This is a genomic window from Puniceibacterium sp. IMCC21224 (assembly GCF_001038505.1).
GTDB lineage: Bacteria > Pseudomonadota > Alphaproteobacteria > Rhodobacterales > Rhodobacteraceae > Puniceibacterium.
Genome location: NZ_LDPY01000002.1, coordinates 1 through 17088 on the forward strand (window position 1 = coordinate 1; position 17088 = coordinate 17088).

Sequence of the window (17088 nt, forward strand, 5' to 3'; positions counted from 1 at the left end):
ATGGGTATCGCCAAGCCCTTGAAGCCAAGGGGATTAAGCCGTGCATCCCGTCGCAGAAAAGCCGTAAGGTCGCGACCCGTTACGATAGGTGTCCGAAGGTCCTCCTATCAGCCTGCGCCCCTTGGCTGCCGTGGATATGTTCTGGTTATGAATCCTGACCCAAATCAATAATTCCACGTCGCGAACGTAACCCCTGAGGCGCGCAGATTAATTGAAATTCGCATGAGGGGCCAAGGCTTGAACCGACCAGAGGGACAACTGCGCAGTCCCGGTTGCGCATCACCCGAACATCGCGGCGAGCATCGTGGCCGCGACTATGACCTCGACGCACGCGCCGCGCCGATTCTCCGGCACCATATCAACCCGTCCCTGTCCCTTAACAGGCAAGCGTAACGAGGTCCCGCACCTCTCGCACCTCTTCCAGGCGGCTCAGCATGTCCAGTATCCCGGTCTGGCGATCCGGCGCCAGGACAGGGTCGGCGCAATCGCGGAACTTGTCACAAAGCTCGTCCCATGTCAGCGGGTTACGGGGGCCGCCGCGATAGTGTTCTTCTGACTTGGCCGTCAGGGTCCGGCCATCGGTGGTCAAAACGTCAATCTCAAAGACGACGCGGTCCTTGCCAAGATCCGCGATATGCTGCGCAATCGACACCTCTACCCGACCCTGCATGTCCTGACAGACGGGAGAGGCCACAAATTCGTCCGAGAATTCAGCCAGACCCGCCTTGCGCCGCAATGCAATCGCCGCCATCTGAAACGCGACGCAGAACTTACCCTCAAGCGCGGTATGCGCATGGGCGATGCGCAGGGGGCCGGGTCTGATCACGCTGGGGCCGGTGCGCACCACGATGCGGGCGATCTCTTCGGGACGAACCTCGTGCTCTGACACCAGGGCTTTCATCGCATCCATGCCGGGATGCCCAACCACCCCCGACGGATAGGGTTTGACGGACGTACCGGGGCTGATGATCGCCCAGGGATCGCCCAAACGCCCGCGCATGCGTGACGGATCGTGGCCTCCGCCGAAGGTGGCGAAAAAACCTCTCTCGCCTTCCAGGGCAGTCGCCGGTCCGTCAAAGCCCATGGACGCGAGCCGTGCCGCCGACACACCGCTTTCCACCGCATGGCCCATGTTCAGCGGCTTGGCCATAGTGCCGTGGTTTTCGCCAAGGCCCGATGACATCGTCGCGGCGATGGCGATGGCGTGAACGGTCTGTTCCGTCGAAAGCCCCATCAGTCGGCTCGCGGTCACCGTTGCGCCGAAGACCCCGATGGTCCCCGTGGTGTGAAACCCCCTGCCATAGATGAAATGATCAGCACCCATGGTTTCGGCGATCTTGACCTGTGCCTCGAACCCCAGAACAAAGGCGGTGAGCATGTCCCGCCCGCTCACCCCCAGCAGATCGCCAACCGCAAGAGCCGCGCAAAGCGGCTGCATCGTCGGATGGATCAGCACCGTGCGGTCCGGTTCAAGCGACAGCGCGGTGTCGTCCCAGTCAAGCGCATGACCGGCAATGCCGTTGGCGAGCGCGGCAAGCGGCGCCGGCAGGCCAACGGACCCCGCCCCCAGCGTGCGCGCCTCGGCCTTGCCGCCAAAGCTTGCGGCATGGCGGCGGGCGATCAGCGCGCAGGGTTCGCGCGACCCGGCCAGCATCACGCCAAGGCCATCGACCATGCAGCGCTTGGCTATTTGCACCACGTCGTCCGGCAGGTCGGCATAGGTGGTTTCAGTGACGAACGCCGCGACCGTACGGGTCAACCCGGTCATGGTCCCCCCTGCCCCGGTCATCCTGTTTTCCTCACGCGGGTTTCGTCAATCCGGCAGGCCTCTGCCAGCGTGGCGGGTGTGAACGGCTCGTGCAGGCACAATGCGATCAGCCGCGTGCCGCCGTCTGGCAGGATAGGGCCAAGGATATCCGCCGCCTTGTCCGCGACATCGGTGATGGACATCGGATCATCCGGCGTACCGCGCACCGTCCTGGCGTGATGCGAACGGGTCTCTCCGCCCGCGAAACGCACGGTGACGATCGACTGCCGCTCGGGCCGCGCCGCGACCAGCGCATCGTCCGGCACAAGGCGGATCTTTTTGCGCAGCGCCAAAATCTCAGGATCGTGCATCAGGCCGACATCGTGTGATTGGGCAAAGCTGACCCCGCCTCGCAACGCGACCAGCGCGGCAAGATGCTGGGCGCAGATTGCCGGCATATGCCGGTCGTCGACGACATGGACACGGTTCGCGGGCAGCCGAAGCTCGATATCCTCGATCTCGTCCGGCAGGGTCGGTTGGCCGCCAAACACCTCAATCAAGGCGTCCAACATGGATTGCAGCGGGGACCCGACGGACCATTTCTTGATCGTCGCGAACAGGATGCCGTACCGCGTGCCCAATTCGTCGGTCAGCGCAGCAGGGCGCGCATCTTCTGCATACGCAGCAAGGTAGCTGTTCACCCCGGTCAGCGGGTGGTCGGGCGACGTCATTCCGGCTTCGGCAAGTTGGGCTGCGAAAACGCCGTTGCGCGCGGCCCTTGCGCCGAAATCAAAGGATTTTTCCACATGATCGGGGTCGCGATTCCAGTAGGATAGTCCCGATGCCTGCTGCACGGTAAACGACAGTAGGGCTTCCGCCTCCGGCGCAGACAGACCAGCCAGCGCCCCAGCCGCCGAAGAAGCCCCGAACAATGCGCCAAAGGCATGGGTGGAAAACGTCGTGGTACGCGGATTCGAGAACCCCAGCGACATCGTCGCCCGCGCGCCAATGTCATAGCCAAGCGCGATAGCGGCCAGCAGATCGGCGCCGGTACTTCCCTTGGCCTCGGCCATGGCCAACGCGGCGGGCACAACGCCGCAGCCGGGATGAAAACGGCCGGCGACATGGCTGTCGTCCGTCTCGTCAGCATGCGCAGCCATCGCATTGGCAAAGGCGGCCATTTCTGCGCCGACTCTTTGCCTGTCGCCCAAAAGGGTGGCCAGTCCGGGGCTGGCATGCAGACCGGCAAAACGGTAGCCGAATTCACCCGCAGGCAGGAACCGCCCGGACAGGATCGCCGCCAGCGTATCCAAAAGATGCTCACGGGCCTTGGCCTCGACCTCGGGTGGCAGCGGGACCGACAACGCTCCTGCGATATGTTCGGCAAGCACGGCGTCCGGGCTGTCTGGACTAGAAAGTATGCTACGGGACATGGTGTTCACCTCTTATTGTAGGGGCCAGGGCAGTTCGATGCCGGCCCGGGTCTGCAAGAGCCCCTCGGGATACCGCAACGTCAGCTGATCCGAGAGAAGGCCAAGAATGAGGACAAAGCCGGCAGCACCTGCCAGCGCCTGCCAGGGCTTGGCCCGTCCAAAGCCGATCAGAAATCCGGCGATGAAGAACGCGGTGCCAAGGACAAAACCAAGCAGCGCACAAAGCGCAAGATGTCCAAGGATAACGCCAAGCCAGAATTCCGCCGAGCGGGTTGGTTTGTCGGTTCCGTCCGGCACGCGTTCCTCGTCATAGAACATCGTGCCTGCCTGCCGGGCTGTCGCCATCGAGAACGCCAGCGGCGCGAGACACAGCAGGATCGTGGTTCCGGCAACAAGGGGATACAGCGCGGTCAACTGGTTATAGCCAATCACATCCCACATGACATAGAGAGCAAAGGCCGCCACAACCGCCAGCATCCCCCACTGTGGCAATGTCCGGCTTGAGGAATAGGGAGATTCCTCGCCAACCTCGCCAGACGGCGGTGCCTTTAGAAAGATCGCCGCCGTGACAGAGCCAACCGTCAGCGCCAGCAGGATCAGCACAATCGGCCGTTGCAAAAAGCTGGCGCCATACAGCGCGACCGTCTGATAGACCGAAGTCTCAACCCGGCTCGACAGGACAAACCCGATCAGTAGCGCAGGCCGGGACCAGCCAAACCGCTTCATGTAAACGCCCAGAACGCTGAGCACGAACAGCGCAATCAGGTCGCCCCAGTTCCGCGTCGCCTGAAATGCGGCAAAGGCGATGATCCCCAACATGAACGGCGCCAGCAACACATACCGGATCGTCGTCAACCGCGCGATTTGCGGTGCCAGACCAAAACAGATCAGCGCCCCGACGACATTGGCCAGCGCCAGCGACCAGATGATGACATAGACCTGATCCAGATGGCGCGTGACCATCGTCACTCCGGGGTCAATCCCGACTATGATCAGCCCGCCCAACAGGATTGCCATGGTTCCCGACCCCGGAATACCCAGCAAGAGCGTCGGTATCAGCGCGCCGCCCTCCTTGGCGTTGTTGGCCGACTCGGGTGCGATCACGCCGCGCACATCGCCGGTGCCATAGCTTTCGCGGTTCTTTGTGGTTTGAATGGCGTGACCATAGGCGATCCAGTCCACAACCGACCCGCCAAGGCCCGGCAGCGCCCCGACCAGGCAGCCGATGACGGCGCAGCGCAGCGACAGCCACCAATTCGCCATCCAGTCCTTGACGCCCGCCATCCACCCAGGCCCCAGCGTGGCCTTATCCGAAATTCGTTCGCTGCGCCGCAGCAGATCGACGATTTCAGGCGTCGCGAACATTGCCAGACCGATGATCGTCAGCGGCAGCGGGTCAAGAAGGTAGTCAGTGCCAAAACTGGCCCGCTCAACCCCCGACATCGGCGCAGCGCCAAGCGCCCCCAACGCGAGACCAAGAGCACACGACGCCAGCCCCCGCCAGACACTCAGCCCCGTCAGGATGCCGACCATCGACAGCGCCAGAACCACAAGCATGAACTGTTCGCCAAAGCCGATGGACAGGATGATCGGCCGCGCTGCGACAACCGCGAACGACAGCACCACCGCGCCGAACAACCCGCCGAACAGCGACGACACGAACGCCGCTGACAACGCCCGCGTCCCCTGCCCTGCCTTGGCCATGGGAAAGCCGTCCATCACCGTCGCCTGGGACCCGGAGGTGCCCGGAATGCCCATCAGGACCGCCGGGAATGTATCTGATGTTGTTGTTACAGCCGCCATGCCGATCATCATGGCAAGGGCCGAAGATGTCTCCATTCCGAAGACAAAGGGTAAAAGCAGCGCAAGCCCAGCGGTGCCGCCCAACCCGGGCAGGATACCGACGACTAGCCCGACAAGAACCCCGCTGACCAGCGAGATCAACAAGGAAACCTGACTCAATTGCGATAATGCACTCAGTGCAGCGTCCAGCATGGGACCTCGGATCGTTGGGCCGATCGGCAACGCAAAACGTCAGCCAGCCGGACGGTTGGAATGTTCGGAGCAAGTTCGTCGAAACGGGCAATACGCATCGGCGCACGACGCCCCGCAAAGGGCGCCGCGACCGTCGTCAACCGTCGAGAGACGTGTCGTAATTCTCCATCAGGAATTCGTTGGCCCAGTCCCGGACCTCTGGTTCCATCCGGGTGCCCGATGCGATGGCGCGGGCGGTTTCCACACCAAAGTTCACAGGCATTTGTCCCAGTTCCTTGTCCAGAACGGCACGCACGTCGGGGTCGGTCACAACCTGACGCATGGCATCGACATACATGTCGCGCACCTCGTCGGACGTTCCGGCCGGCAGCATCAGCGCCTTGGAAATCATGACCTTCGCGTTCATGAGATTACGCAGAAGCTCGTAGCCCTGCCCCTCTGGCTTTGATCCGGTTGCGGTTTCAAAGAATTCCTCAAAGGTCGGTAGACCCGGTAGATCGGGATCCTGCTGAAGCGCCCCGGCTTCGTCAACGAACCCATAGCTCCATAGCGCAACAACGTTGGCATCCTCCTGGAAGTTCGAGATGAAGGACAAGGTGTTGTCAGTGTTCATGTTCAATTCAGCCCGCAGGAACGCAGCCTCTGCATCCGCGGAATCCAGGCCAAAGATCACCCGCGGATCCAGACCCAACAGGTCGAGCGCAACAAGATCCAGCATCTCGGCCGCAATCGGCGTCGAAAGACCGAACCGGATGGGTGCATCCTTGAGCGCGGCATAGTCAGCCGCCGGATCGGCCCCGCCACCGTCAACGCCGAGCTGGTCCTTGATACCATATAGCAGCGCACCGCGCGGGAACCCGGCAACAGCGGTCCATTCTGTGGGATCGAACCGCGCAATATCGGCGCCCAGCATCTTGGGCAGGAATGTCGATGTCGACGCCATCAAAAGCTGGGTACCGTCGGTCGCGTCCACCGACTGAAACGCATTGGCAGCCGTGACACCACCGCCGCCCGGCTGGTTCAGAACGATGATGTTCGGGGTGCCGGGCAGGTTTTTCGACAGACTGGGCAACAGGATTCGGGACAGCCGGTCAGCCCCGCCCCCTTCGGCGAATGGCACAATGATCGTGACCGTCTTGCCTTCTAGCGACAGATCCTGAGCAAGGCCCAGACTTGGGATCGCGATGGCAGCAATTGCAGCGCCCGCCATCAGGGGCTTTCTGAAATAGGACATTGTTATCTCCTCCCTTTGGACCGGTCGACCCTCCAAAGTCGTTGCCGGTTGGCAATTAACAGCACAGGACAACTACTGAATCAAACGCAATTAACTGATTGATTAATGAATATAATGAAAGTATCTCCAGATCATGCGCGTCTCACTCGATGATCTTCAGGCCTTCACAACCGTCGCCCGGGTAAAGAGTTTTGCCCGCGCCGCGACCGAACTTGCCATTTCGCAATCCGCCATCTCACGCCGGATCAAAAAACTTGAGGAAGAGTTGGGCACGCGGCTGTTCGACCGCACCACACGGCAGGTGACCGTCTCGGCTGTCGGATTGCAGTTCCTCCCCGAGGCAGAGCGGATCCTGCATGATTATTCCCGTTCGCTGCGCGACATGCGCGATTTGGTCAACGTGCGGCGGGGCTTTGTGTCTTTCGCCAGCAACATGACCGTTTCCGAAACGCTGTTGCCCGAAATCGTTGCGGGCCTCCGCGCCACCAATCCCGGCGTCCGCGTGCGCATCTCCGAAGGATCAAGCCCGCAAGCCCGCGAAAGGGTGCTGCGCGGCGAGGCCGAACTCGCCATCAGCCAGTTTGGCAACGGGCACCCAGAGCTGGAATTCGAGCCACTGCTCGAAGATCGATTCGTGCTGATCAGTCACCGCGATCATGAATTGGCCAGCGCCCCGGACCTGGCCTGGTCCGATCTGGAGGGGCACGATTTCATTCGGATGCGCCCCGGAAGCGGCACGATATCGCTTCTGGAACGCTCGCTCGGGTCCGGTTGGGATCGTCTGTCCGGGACGTTGGAGGTTGGCCATTTCCACGCGCTGATGGCGATGGTTGGGAAAAACCTCGGGATCTCGGCGGTGCCGACGCTGATGCAGTTTCGCCGCCTGGACCTGAACCTCGTCGCGACGCCCATATCCAACCCGGTGGTCAGCCGAAGCCTTGGCCTCGTCACCTTAAAGGGGCGCACCTTGTCCCCCGCAGCAGAAGCTTTGCGCCAAAGTTGCCGCACCGTGCTTGACCAGTCGGTGTCGCTCAGATTGCGCAAGATTGCCCACGATCTGGAATCCCCGCCCAAACCAAAGGCCCCGCGCCCGTCGGGAAAGCCCCCCGCCAAAACCAAAAAACGCAAGAAGGAATAGACAATGGATACGACTGACAGGGAACTGACTGGCCAGGTGGCGTTGGTGACAGGCGCATCGCGACGCATCGGCCGCGCCGTCGCGCTCGGTCTGGCGAAAGAAGGGGCCGCCGTCGTCGTGCACGCCCAGTCGTCGCGCGAAGAGATCGAAGCCGTCGCCGCCGAGATCCGCGCCGCAGGTGGTACGGCCATGGCCGTTCTGGGGGATATCACCGACGAAGCTGATGTCGCGCGCGTCTTCGCACAGGCCCGCGACGCGCTTGGCGAGATCACCATTCTGGTCAACAATGCCGCAATCAGGGGCGAGGCCGATTTTCTCGAAATGACGCTGAAACAGTGGCGACAGATCCAGTCCGTGATCCTGGACGGCGCCTTCCTGTGCAGCCGCGAGGCCTTGCGAGGCATGGTGGCTGCGGGCGGTGGAACAATCGTCAACCTTGGCGGGGTCAGCGCCCATGTCGGCGCAAAATCCCGGGCCCACGTCTCGGCGGCCAAGGCGGGGATTGTCGGACTGACCAAGGCACTGGCGCGTGAATTTGCAGACCGGGGCGTGACGGTGAATTGTGTCGCACCGGGCAAGATCGGCGGCGCCCGCTCCGCCAGCGCCGGCGCCGCGCCCGAAATGGGCGCAGGCCCGATCCTGGGCCGCCCGGGCAACGTCGACGAAGCCGCCTACATGATTGTATCGCTCTGCCGCCCCGGCGCACGATTCACCACCGGGCAAACCATCCACGTCAGCGGCGGAATGTATATGCCCTGAGCAACCATCGACTACGGCGATCCGGGGTCAGAGACCCCTGACAGAAACGACGCTCACGGTGGGATATCTCAGGGCGTTCTTTTGCCCGCCCACTGCTGATCATGTGCGTCGATGTCATCTCGACAACTTCCCGCGGTATGACCAAATTGTTTGCCGCGGGTCGTAGAGCTGCATCTTGGTCGTCTGTCAGGCTGCCAGTTCTGCGGTGTCGTCATCCCAATTGCACAGGCATTCCGCCCGACATAGCCCCGAGGTGCTTTCTTCACCGCTCAGGCCAGCCGGGACGACGCGGATTACACCTGTAAAAGTCTGTCGAAATCAGAAAAGCTTCGGTCACAAGAGGCAAGAAATTCGTTTACGTCTTTATCTTGTTCGATGATGGCGATTTCATCCGCATCTAACTCGGATGACCAGCGTTGATCATGAAAGACCTTCTTCAGACGATCAAAATAATATTCGTCATCTCCGGTTTTGACAGTGTATTGTTCCGCCCGAACGAGGTTGTTGAGCGCTGCGCCATTGCCCCCAAGGCCATGATGTTCAACCTCCCAATAGCGGAAAGCGTTTGGGTCAAAAGCAATGCCCAGAAAATCGCACACATGCGTCATATGCTGTTCGGGATCCAGTATGATCTCATCATAAAATGTCGTGAATCGTGGCACCCCAAGCTGAACCAAGCGATTCTGAATTTCCCTGTTTCTTTTGACCCATGCCGCGCATCCATGCTTTGCAGTCATCCGTGATCGACGTTTTTGAGAGGCAAACCATCCCCGGGGATCTTTGATAAGGTGCAAAGCAATCGATTCAAATTTAGATGATGCAGCAGCCAACTCAAGCCAGTCCAGCCGCTTGCTGCAATCAACCAGTATCCGCGCGCCTGTTCTTTGGAACGCAAAGGCATGGGCGTCTTCCTTTGGGATATTTTCGATTCCCGCCAGATATTCGCACTGGGGTTTTCCTTTGGCCTCACAGAGACGGCAGGCTGTGTGGCCGGGGCGCAGAAATGGGCGAAAATACTCTCCCAAGTGCGCGCAGTCGACATAGCTGCCCAACACGTATGACAACCAGGTCGAGCCGCTCTGTTCTGCGCTCATAATAAAGGCAGCTTTTTGGGTTCGGTTGGTATCCGGCATTTGTACCTCAAATTTTCTTAAAATCTTTTCACTGTTCGTGCCCCGGGACGCCACGTACCCGACAGCTATCATAGCTGTTTCCTATAGCGCTATGGTTTAGGTTTCTGCCAATCTACCGTAGCTTGGAAAGATCGGGCCATCCTCCCCAAGTACCGGGGGGCGGTCACCTCATCAATGCCAAACGGATGCCAAGTTAGATGATCAGCCCCGACGCCTCGTGCATCGGATCTTGGATGAATCAGTTTAGCTCTGAAACCCGGATGGGGTGCCCCTAGGTTTTTAGACGCTTTGCCCCATTACTTTGAACCGAGAGGGCGACATAGGGACAAGAAATTCCAGCGACGAGTTCAAACGGGATGCGGTGCATCAGATCACGGTGCGCGGGTATCCGGTGTGGGAAGTGTGCCGAGATTGCAGTTGGCCGTTTTCGCTACTGCAGGTCTGCACACCAGTTCGGCAGTAGCCGTTTCTACACTGGGAATCATGGGCTGTTATGTCTCTGATGTCGCTACGTTGAAACCAAGAATGAGAAGAGCAGCCATAGCTGCGGTGGTTGTTGACTGCACAAGTTCGGTGCCTCAAACGGCACTGAATGTCGAATATGTTTCGATGGGTAACGTGGCAGACCCGCCCACCGTGTCAGGGCGCGACGAATTTTGGTATTAGAGTGTCGACGCACCCGGTGTTGAGCTCTGCTTCGGGGGTCTCGATAAAGCCAACCGCGCTGTCGAGCGCACATTGTGAAAAGAGGATCGTCCCATGGCCTGTTTCGGCAAACGTGGCCGCGCGGGCGTTCGACAGCATCGGTGCTATATGCTCGGCTGCGTCTGGGTTGGTCTGCGTATCGTTCAAACCGGAAAGGGCGAGGACTGGAATATCGCTGTCGAACGGCTCGTGAAATCCGGTATGATCAATGGGTGTGAATGCGTCGCACAGGTCGCAGAATAGGGACGTATACTGACGCAACCAAGGGAACCGCAGCGGGTCGAGAGCGGCGTTAAATCCTGCCCGTGAGTTAAACGGTATCGATTCCTGACAGGCATAGATCGCAGTCTCAAACATCTGTCCCGCCCACGGAGTCTGTGTGGCGGTGTCGCGCACCGCGCGATCGTAAAAGGCGGCCAGATCGGCGTCGGACATGACGTTCAGCAGGTTGATCATCCGGGACAGGTGTGGCTCGGACACATGCGTCGTCGCCCACGCACTCACGGCATCTCGCGAACGCGGCTCGGCCAACAGGGCCGCGTAGTCGCGCCCCATTGTTATCGCATCACTCGGGCTCAGCCCGCGCACAGCCGCCGACAATTCTGAGTCGAGCAACAATTCGAAATCAGAAAAGCCAGGGCCGACAGACATATCTGACCCGGCCTGTCGCAACATGGTCTCGATTGCCAGCATCTGTTTATCAATCCCGGTCGCGGACCGCGCGGCGGCATAAGCGAAAGCAAGAATATCGCGGTCAACCACGCCGATATGAGGTGCAGGTGCAATCAGCGCTTCGGGTGCCACCGCCATGATCGGCACGCCGTTTCCGACCTGATCGAACGCGATTGGATCGCCCTCGGCTATCGCCAGTAGATGAAGGTTGCGACGAGAGTGATCTCACACAGGAAGACCTGTGGACTTTCTGCGCAATAAGATCGGTGCCGTCTGGATACGGCGTTTCAGGCCGGCGCTTACCTCGTTATGGCCAGTGTCGGAAAAGCCCAAGCGCGAGCGCCTCGTCGCTCGGCCCGAAATTCACTTCGTCGATTCCGGGCGTCAGAGGCATTCACCCCCGTCGATGACCAGCGCCAGCCCGGTAACAAAGGCCGAACGGTCCGACGCGAGGTAGAGGATACCCTCGGCAATCTCTTCGGCGCTGGCCCAGCGACCCATGGGGATGGTGTCGGCAACATAGCTCTCTAACCCGGCGCGTCCGCCCATCTGCGTCTCGAACCCGGCGTTAAAGGGTGTGTCGACGAACCCCGGACACAGCGCGTTGAATCGGATCTTTTCGCGCGCGTAATCCGCCGCCATCTGTTTGACCATCGCCACGGCGGCGTGTTTGGTGGTGGCATAGGACACCATGCCCCGGTCGAACTGGCAGCCGGAATTGGACGCTGTGATGATCACAGATCCCCCCCCCTGCGCACGCATATGCGGGATGACCGCCCGGGAGGCGACAAAATGCGCCCGCACGTTCAGCGCCCAGGCTGCATCCATCTGCGCAGGGGTCACGTCCTCGGCCCGGCCCGCGATCTGGATGCCCGCATGGCTGTGCAGCACGTCGATCCGCCCGTAGGTGGCTCCGACACGTGCAATCTCGTCCTCAACCGCCGCGTCGTCGCGCATGTCCAACGCACGGGCCTCACCACGCCCGCCTGCGTCCCTGATCAGCGCCAGTGTCTCGTCCGCCAAATCCTGTTGCAGATCGCTCACCACGACGAATGCACCCTCGCGGGCCATGGCAACGGCCCCGGCCCGGCCGATCCCCGAACCGCCTGCGGTCACCAGTGTGACTCGATCTTGCAACATTGCTGTCTCCTGCATCTGAATTAACGGCGCGCCTGCGCCTGTGACCGTCGCAACAGCAACTGCGCGACAATCAGAAGGGTGAGTGAGGCGATCATGACCATGGTGCCGATCGCGTTGATTTCGGGCGTCACACCGCGACGGATCGACGAAAAGACGTAGATCGGCAGGGTTGTCTCGGCCCCGGCGACAAAAAAGGCGATGACAAAATCGTCAAAGCTAAAGGTGAAGGCCAGCAGAAATCCCGCAAGGATCGCAGGCATGATCTGCGGCAACGTCACCTGCCAGAACGTGCCAAGTGGCGTCGCGCCCAGATCGTTCGATGCTTCGATCAGGGCACCGTCCAGCGTTTCCATCCGGCCGCGCACCAGCAGCACAACCAGTGACATGGTGAACAACCCGTGCGCACCGATCAGGGACCCAGCGCCCAGTGACAGGGACCAGCCGGTCATCGGTTCAAGCCAGGGATTGACCAGATCAAAGACGCTTACCAACGCGATCAGCGTCGCAATACCGATGACGATGCCGGGGATCATCACTGCGATCTGCACCAGCAGGTCAAAGGTGGCGCGCAACCGCCCGCGCATGCCGGTCAACGCCAGCGCCGCGGCCGTGCCCACCAACGTGGCCAATATCGCCGACAGAAACGCCACCCTCACGGATGTCCAAAGCGCCTCCATCACAAACGGATTATTCAGCGCCCGGCCGTACCATTGCAGGGAAAACCCCTGCATCGACGAAGCAGACCGTCCCGCCGAAAACGAAAAGAGGGCGATGATGCCGATGGGAAGATAAAGAAAGGCGTAGACCGCCATTGCGTAAAATTTCATGGCACCCTCACATCAGGCCAACATCGTCGCGGCTGGCGCTAAAACGCTTAACCACGCGGGAATAGATCGCGACCGTGATCAGCATGATCACAACCAGCGCCACGGCGACCGCCGATCCAAAGGCCCAGTTGCGTGATTGCAGGAACAGATCCACCAGCGCGTTGCCGACAAAGAACACTTTGCCACCGCCAAGGATCGCGGGGATCAGAAATTCCCCCATCAGCAGGATAAAGACCAGCATCGAACCCGTCAGAACCCCCGGCATCGACAGCGGCAGGGTAATTTGCAGGAAACTACGCCACGGCGGCGTGCCCAGATCAGCGGCGGCTTCAAGCAGGCGCAGGTCCAACTTTTCCAAGGCGACGTAGATCGGAAAAACCATCAGCGGCAGGTAGCCATAGACGATACCGACCAGTACGGCAAAGGGCGTGTTGAGCAGGCGAATTTCTTCGAACCCGATGGCGGCGAGTAGCGCTGGCACACCTTTGCCACCCAGCAGAAAGATCCATGCGTACGACCGGATAAGGATGGATGTCCAGAACGGTACAATGACCAGCACCAGCAACATGGTCTTCCACTTGGGCGTGACCTTGACCGCCAGAAAATAGGCCAGCGGATAAGCAATGAAGAGCGCCGCCAATGTCCCCACCGGCGCAAGCGTCAGGGTGTTGCGAAAGGCCGCGAACCGCGCCGGAAGGTTGGCATATTGCTCAAGCGTGAAACCGGGGGCATAGCCGCCGATTGCACTTCGCTCTCCAAAGGAAAAGATCAGGACGACGGCCAACGGCAACAGCAAAAGCGCCGCATACCACAGCGCTGCCGGCGTCAGCAGCAACGCCCGGGCCCGTGTTTGGGTCATGGCCATCGTCCGTCTCCCTTTTCTTTACCTCAAGCGGATTTGAAACGCGCCATCAGCTCGGCGCGGTTCGGGTCGGTCAGAGTGACCGCCGCACCGAACTCCAGCGCATCCAGCGCCTCGGCTGCGGGATAAAGGATCGGATCGTTCAGCAGCGCCTCGGGTAGCAGTTCGTTGGTGCGGCTGTCAGCCACCGGATATCCATGGGCCAGCGCCTCGCGGGCGTTCACCTCGGGGTCCAGCAGATAGTTGATCAGCGCATAAGCCGCGTCCATATGCGGTGCGCCCTTGGGGATCGCGTAGTAATCCGACCAGATTTCACCGCCTTCCTTGCCAAGGGCAAAACCGATTTCGGGCATGTCGACGTTCATCTGTTTGCCGTCGCCGGTCCAGCACATGGTCAGCCAGGCATCGCCATTGCGCATCGACGGCTGATAGTCCGACGAGATCGCATAAAGGTGCGGCTTAACGTCAATCAGCAGCTTTTCGGCCATCGCCAACTCTGCCGGATCGACCGAGTTAAAGCTGAACCCGTGATAGACCAGCGCGTTGCCGATTGTGGTCAATTGATAGTCATGCACCATCACGCGGCCATCGAACTGATCACGCGCGCCGTCAAAGAATGTCTTCCAGCTGTCGACCACACCGCCGGTCTTGTCGCTGTTAAAGGCGATGCCGGTGGTGCCCCAGTTCTTGGGCACGGCATAGACGGTGCCGTCGATCGTCCCCGCATCGGCAAAGCGCGGATCAAATGCCGCTGCATCAAAGTTCGGAATTTTTGAAAGGTCGAGCGGTTCGATCAGATCGGCCTTAACATAGGTCGGGATCGCATAGTTGGTGGGCACAAACACATCCCAGCCCGAACCACCGGCCTGAATCTTGGCCAGCATTTCTTCGTTCGAACCAAAAACGTTAACCTGCGTGTGGGCACCGGTCGCGTCCGTGAACATGTCGAAATTTGCCGTGTCGTGGTAGTTTGGCCAGGTCGCCAGAACCACGCGGTCGCCGATATCCTGCGCCCGCGCACGGGTAGGCAGCAGCCCCGGCAGCGTCCCGCCCATCACAGCCATTGCGGTACCCAGACCGGTGACACCCAGAAAGTGCCGACGCGTGACGGATCCTTTCTGGTAGCGGCGCAGCTCTTGCATGAAGGCTTTGCGCGAAATCGGTGTGTTGTCGTTTTTCATCTCATTTTTCCCTATTTGGACGAACTCAGGCTCAGTCAGGTGTCGGCGGCAAGAACGAGCCCCGTTCCCACCGGCCAGAGGATGTGAACTTGTGCGCCCACATCATGCTCGCCCAGGGCTCTTGCGGCCTGTCGCGGAGCGTTGACCTGCAGTGGGCCGATGCCGTCGGCCACCAGCAGGTATTCGGTACGGTCCCCCAAAAAGGTGCGATGCGTGACCCGCGAAGCAAGGGCGACTGTCCCCTCGGGCAACGGCGCCTCTTGCGGCGCGATGCTCAGCGCCTCGGGACGGATGGCAATCTCGGCATGTTGACGGTTGTCTGCGGGCAGGTCATGCACGATGACCTTTGTCCCATTGCCCAGAACAACCTGCGCCATGCCGCCTTGGCGTCCGGCGATCTGACCCGCGACGATATTCGCCTTGCCGACGAAATCCGCGACATACCGGTTGCTTGGTCGATCATACAACTCCTGCGGGCTGCCCACCTGCGCGATGCGGCCCTTGCCCATAATGCAGATGCGGTCAGACATCGACAGCGCCTCTTCCTGATCATGGGTGACCAGCACAAAGGTGATGTTCAGGCTGCGCTGAAGCTCGAGCAACTCGCGCTGCATTTCGCCGCGCAGCTTGGCATCGAGCGCCGCCATCGGTTCGTCGAGCAACAGAATTTGCGGCTCGTTGATGATGGCGCGTGCCAGTGCAACCCGCTGCTGCTGACCCCCTGAAAGTTCCCAGATGCGCCGCTCGCCAAAGGCCTCAAGTCGCACCGTGGCAAGCGCCTTGTCGACCTTTTGCGCGATGTCGCTCCTCGACAGACGCGGGCGGCGTTGACGCAGCCCGTAGCCGACATTCTGCGCCACCGTCATATGTGGGAACAGGGCGTAATGCTGAAACACCATGTTCACAGGACGCTTGTGGGCGGGCACCGCGCTGACATCGTGGCCGTCGATCAGCACCGACCCCTCTGTCGGGGTCTCAAAACCGGCAAGCATCCGCAGCGCCGTGGTTTTGCCGCATCCCGAAGGCCCAAGAAAAGACAGGAATTCGCCGCGACGAATGCGCAGGTTGATACGGTCGGCAGCAAGCACCTCGCCAAATCGTTTGGTGGCACCGGAAAATTCCGCCACCGCGTCCTGTGCCGCGACATGCGCGGATGTGGTTTCGGCCATCGTTGCGTCCTGGATCATCGTATTCCTCGTTCGGCTTACTCGCCCTGCATGGTGCATCTGAATTGACTTGCGCAACGCGGTATATGCCGTCATTTTTCAAAATCGTACGGAAATGGCCATCGGCTGTATATATCACAAAGGGCATAGATGGGCGTGAAAATGCAAATTTCAGACTGGGTGACGGCAAGCGCAGAGGTTGTGTCAGCGCTGGGGTCCCCGCGGTTCGCCGAGGCACTGACAGATGCTATGCGCGTCGTGGTGCCGTTCGAATTCACCGTCATTTTTGCCTATTACCGCGACAGTCGACCTCTTGATATCTATGATAATTTTCCCACTGAAAAGCGGCAGGTCATGGTTGATGATTATCAGGAGGGCCCCTACCTTCTGGACCCGTTTTACCTGCATTCCGCCGCCCCCACGACAACGCGCCTCGTGCGGCTGCGTGACCTCGCTCCGGACCGGTTTTATCAGGCGGAATATTTCCGCAACTACTACGTTCAGACCGGACTTGCTGAAGAAATAGGCTTTATCATCGACGTTGGTGACAACGTAAGCGTGGTGATATCGGCGATGCGTGAACACAAGGCCTTTTCCGCGCGCGAGTTTCGCGACCTGCAGGCCATCGTTCCTTTTGTCGCGGTCTGCGCGCAGCGGCACTGGGACGGGCTGCTCTCAAAATTCTCGGACCGCCCGCAGTCAGAAGGGCCGCGCCTGTCAAAACTGATCGACGAGTCGTTTCAGCGTTTCGGGCGCAACCTGCTGACCCCGCGCGAGGCAGAGATCGTGGAATACACGCTCAAAGGCTATTCTGCTGAATCCACGGGCAACGCCCTTGGCATCGCAACGGGTACGGTGCGGATTCACCGGCGCAACATCTATGGCAAGCTCGGGGTCAGCTCGCAGGGTGAACTGTTCTCGAACTTCATCGCCTCACTTGATGAGATCTGAGCCCCCTGCCCCTTGGGTGCCAGCACGCGCCACGGCGGCGCAACACGCCTGGTGGCCCGACATCACCAGCAAGTACTACATTCTTGTGCGATTCTGGACTTCCCGCCATCCGATTCTTCTGATCGAATGATACAATCAGGAAAAC

The 17088-nt window shown here is 60.3% G+C and carries 14 protein-coding genes and 1 pseudogene; 4 read left to right on the forward strand and 11 right to left on the reverse strand.

Going from position 1 to position 17088, the window contains the following annotated elements; all coding sequences use genetic code 11:
* A pseudogene (locus IMCC21224_RS27940) lies at positions 1 to 151 on the forward strand (IS5/IS1182 family transposase); the annotation flags it as partial.
* 225 nt (positions 152 to 376) lie between these two features.
* On the opposite strand, the gene IMCC21224_RS19450 reads toward IMCC21224_RS27940, so the two are convergent.
* The 4 genes from IMCC21224_RS19450 to IMCC21224_RS19465 form a co-directional block, all read right to left on the reverse strand.
* Positions 377 to 1768, reverse strand: a complete 1392-nt coding sequence (locus IMCC21224_RS19450; protein ID WP_197089253.1) for an MmgE/PrpD family protein — start codon at positions 1766 to 1768, stop codon at positions 377 to 379.
* Positions 1769 to 1785: 17 nt separating this feature from the next.
* The gene (locus IMCC21224_RS19455) at positions 1786 to 3180 is read right to left on the reverse strand and encodes an MmgE/PrpD family protein (protein WP_082135344.1); all 1395 of its coding nucleotides are present in this window, start codon (positions 3178 to 3180) and stop codon (positions 1786 to 1788) included.
* Between the two features lie 12 nt (positions 3181 to 3192).
* Complete coding sequence (locus IMCC21224_RS19460) at positions 3193 to 5175, reverse strand: tripartite tricarboxylate transporter permease (RefSeq protein ID WP_047997290.1); 1983 nt, start codon at positions 5173 to 5175, stop codon at positions 3193 to 3195.
* A gap of 136 nt (positions 5176 to 5311) precedes the next feature.
* Positions 5312 to 6409, reverse strand: a complete 1098-nt coding sequence (locus IMCC21224_RS19465; protein ID WP_047997291.1) for a tripartite tricarboxylate transporter substrate binding protein — start codon at positions 6407 to 6409, stop codon at positions 5312 to 5314.
* Between the two features lie 133 nt (positions 6410 to 6542).
* Between IMCC21224_RS19465 and IMCC21224_RS19470 the strand changes: the two genes are divergently transcribed.
* Both IMCC21224_RS19470 and IMCC21224_RS19475 read left to right on the forward strand, forming a co-directional pair.
* Entirely contained in the window at positions 6543 to 7547 is a 1005-nt protein-coding gene (locus IMCC21224_RS19470) for a LysR family transcriptional regulator (RefSeq protein ID WP_053079086.1), read from the forward strand.
* Between the two features lie 3 nt (positions 7548 to 7550).
* Entirely contained in the window at positions 7551 to 8306 is a 756-nt protein-coding gene (locus IMCC21224_RS19475; protein WP_047997292.1) for an SDR family NAD(P)-dependent oxidoreductase, read from the forward strand.
* Between the two features lie 293 nt (positions 8307 to 8599).
* Here the strand turns inward: IMCC21224_RS19475 and IMCC21224_RS19480 are convergent, their stop codons facing one another.
* The 7 genes from IMCC21224_RS19480 to IMCC21224_RS19510 all read right to left on the reverse strand — a co-directional run bounded on the left by IMCC21224_RS19480 (position 8600) and on the right by IMCC21224_RS19510 (position 16013).
* Entirely contained in the window at positions 8600 to 9511 is a 912-nt protein-coding gene (locus IMCC21224_RS19480; protein ID WP_082135345.1) for a sulfotransferase, read from the reverse strand.
* Between the two features lie 567 nt (positions 9512 to 10078).
* On the reverse strand, positions 10079 to 10954 hold the full coding sequence (locus IMCC21224_RS19485) for an alpha/beta hydrolase (RefSeq protein ID WP_053079087.1): 876 nt from the start codon (positions 10952 to 10954) through the stop codon (positions 10079 to 10081).
* 246 nt (positions 10955 to 11200) lie between these two features.
* Positions 11201 to 11971: an SDR family NAD(P)-dependent oxidoreductase gene (locus IMCC21224_RS19490; RefSeq protein WP_047997294.1), complete on the reverse strand. Its 771-nt coding sequence runs from the start codon at positions 11969 to 11971 to the stop codon at positions 11201 to 11203.
* Positions 11972 to 11976: 5 nt separating this feature from the next.
* Entirely contained in the window at positions 11977 to 12783 is an 807-nt protein-coding gene (locus IMCC21224_RS19495) for an ABC transporter permease (RefSeq protein ID WP_047997295.1), read from the reverse strand.
* A 7-nt stretch (positions 12784 to 12790) separates the two neighbouring features.
* A complete protein-coding gene (locus tag IMCC21224_RS19500; RefSeq protein WP_156178369.1) occupies positions 12791 to 13648 on the reverse strand; it encodes an ABC transporter permease in 858 nt (285 codons plus the stop codon).
* A gap of 23 nt (positions 13649 to 13671) precedes the next feature.
* A complete protein-coding gene (locus tag IMCC21224_RS19505; RefSeq protein ID WP_047997296.1) occupies positions 13672 to 14826 on the reverse strand; it encodes a PotD/PotF family extracellular solute-binding protein in 1155 nt (384 codons plus the stop codon).
* 35 nt (positions 14827 to 14861) lie between these two features.
* The gene (locus tag IMCC21224_RS19510; RefSeq protein ID WP_231582152.1) at positions 14862 to 16013 is read right to left on the reverse strand and encodes an ABC transporter ATP-binding protein; all 1152 of its coding nucleotides are present in this window, start codon (positions 16011 to 16013) and stop codon (positions 14862 to 14864) included.
* Positions 16014 to 16154: 141 nt separating this feature from the next.
* Between IMCC21224_RS19510 and IMCC21224_RS19515 the strand changes: the two genes are divergently transcribed.
* Positions 16155 to 16943, forward strand: a complete 789-nt coding sequence (locus IMCC21224_RS19515) for a LuxR family transcriptional regulator (RefSeq protein ID WP_047997606.1) — start codon at positions 16155 to 16157, stop codon at positions 16941 to 16943.
* Positions 16944 to 17088 lie beyond the last annotated feature (145 nt).